At 42.3% G+C, this 2,555-nt stretch carries 1 pseudogene; it reads left to right on the top strand.

What is annotated here, in order from left to right:
- Positions 1 to 636: 636 nt before the first annotated feature.
- Positions 637 to 2,478: pseudogene (ltrA, locus tag O9295_RS05200) on the top strand (group II intron reverse transcriptase/maturase).
- Positions 2,479 to 2,555: the final 77 nt, after the last annotated feature.

The following is a 2,555-nucleotide window of genomic DNA, read 5'->3' as shown; positions in this document are numbered from 1 at the left end:
TCAGTCCCCCGACTGAATCTAAGAGGTCAACCATGACCAACCTTATAACTGTTTATATGTCCCGACGTTTAGTATCGTCAGATACCAAACTAGGCAAGGGGACTCAAGGTCAAAACACTTTGTAACAATTATTTACAATTGCTACAAAAGGTGAGAGTAACGGCGATAGCCACCCCCAGATTCAGAAGTCACAACTCTGGGACTGAAGCGGGGAACGGAAGGCTCCGAGGTGTAACCTAACACCAGAATCGAGACCACTGCCAACCATCCATGATTAGGCGTGAGCCAAATGTCTGACTTGAACCGTCGTAAGTATTCAGTAGTGAAATAAGTTGATACACTGCGTTCAAAATAAAGAACAAGGGGAAAAGTAAGGACTTCTGTTTTTCACTTACACAGACCTTTAAAGTACCCCGGCGGACAAGGACAAATCTAAAGATGGAATGCCCATATAAACGGAACGTGATAAGCCCTTTAAGGCTCTGAGTATAGGTCGAAATACCCAGTAGTGATAAGTGTAAGCGCAAGCCTTTAAGGGTGTGAGATGTAACCAAAAGCCAACGCTTGACGGTAATAGTCAAGATATGCTAACAGGTTACGGTTTGATTGTAAGGATAGAGTCTAGTAGGAGTCTATATGACGAAATCGAGAGAAGGTAAAGGGTTCGGGAAACCGAAAACCACTAAGACTACGAATGTATGGAAAACTATCAATTGGGCGAAAGTCCAAAGATATGTTTTCAAGCTCCAAAAGAGAATATACCAAGCGGCTAAATCGGGACAGGATGCAAAGGTTAGAAGGTTGCAACGTTTATTGGTGAAATCGTACTACGCTCGTCTATTAGCAGTTCGCAAAGTAACCCAAGATAATCAAGGAAAGAAAACAGCAGGAGTCGATGGAGTGATAGCAATATCCCCTGAACAAAGGCTAAATCTAACCGAAGAAATCAAGGGAACACTTAAAGCAAAACCGCTAAGAAGGGTATGGATTCCTAAACCCGGCAGGGATGAAAAACGCCCATTAGGAATACCAACCATCAAAGACAGAGCTAGACAAGCGTTGATTAAATCGGCACTTGAACCAGAATGGGAGTCAAAAATGGAAGGAACCAGCTATGGTTTCCGACCCGGAAGGTCTGCCCATGACGCAATATCGAGAATATACCTTAGCATTAATAAAAATAGCTACTTTGTATTAGATGCTGATATTGCCAAGTGTTTTGACCGAATTAATCACAACTTTTTACTGTCCAAAATTCATTGTCCAAGTTCCCTAAAAAGAGACATAAAACAATGGCTCAAAGCAGGAGTGTTGGATAACGGCGTATTTGAAGAAACAGAAACAGGGACACCACAAGGAGGGGTAATAAGTCCACTTCTTGCTAACATCGCACTGGATGGAATGGCAAGACTCATCGAAACACTATTCCCTAAGAAGAATAACAGAAACCAAGCTGTTTTAATAAGATACGCTGATGACTTTGTGGTGATTTCACCATCACTCGAAATCATTGAACAGTGTCAAACTGCCATTTCCGAATGGTTAAAACCGATAGGACTAGAACTCAAACCAGAAAAGACTAGAGTGTGTCATACACTTAACCCCATTGAGTACAATGGGAAAACAGAAGAACCCGGTTTTGATTTTCTAGGATTTAACATCAGGCAATACCCAGCAGGAAAACACAAAGCAGGAAAAATATGCAAAGGAATATTCAAAACATTCCTAACACTTATAAAACCTAGCCAAAAAGCAGTTAAAGCCCACACAGAAGCGATTAAGGGGGTAATTAAAAAACACAGAACATCACCCCAAGTAGCCCTGATTAGTCAACTAAACCCAATCGTTAGAGGTTGGGCTAACTACTACTCAGGAGTAGTATCCACGGATACCTTCAATAAACTAGACTACACAATCTGGTTAAGGTTAAGGGCATGGACAGTAACAAGATGCGGTAAAGCGGACTACGAAAAACTGAATAAATACTTCAGACCGGGTACAGTTAAACTCAGTAATGGGAAGGAAAGACATGAATCTTGGTTATTCCAAGCCAAAGATGGTCTCTATCTATGGAAACATAATTGGACACCAATTGTCAGACACACCCTAGTACGCCCCGACGCATCACCATTCGACGGAAATTGGACTTACTGGGCGACCAGACGAGGACAAGCAATCGACACGCCGACAAGAGTAGCCAAACTACTTAAGAAGCAACAAGGCAAGTGTAGCCGATGTGGTCAATACTTCACCCCATCGGATTTAATTGAAACTGACCACATTCACCCCCTCAGCTTAGGCGGAAAGGATGAATATAAAAACCTTCAATTATTACACCGCCACTGTCACGATGATAAATCGGCATCTGATGGAAGCCTTAAATCATCTACATTAACATCATCCATGTTAATATAGATAATACTAGACCAAACCAAAAGAAGTCAAGCGGTATCCTTAACAAGGGAACAGTCAAACTAGGAGCCGTGTGAGGCGAAAGTCTCACGCACGGTTCTGAATGGGAGGGGAGGTCGGTGACGACCTTCTCGACCCCTAAT

The organism is Microcystis sp. LE18-22.4A (assembly GCF_027531105.1).
In the GTDB taxonomy this organism is placed as follows: Bacteria; Cyanobacteriota; Cyanobacteriia; order Cyanobacteriales; family Microcystaceae; genus Microcystis; species Microcystis aeruginosa.
Note: the sequence above shows the minus strand (reverse complement) of the source record. Positions and strands in the feature narration are given on the sequence as shown.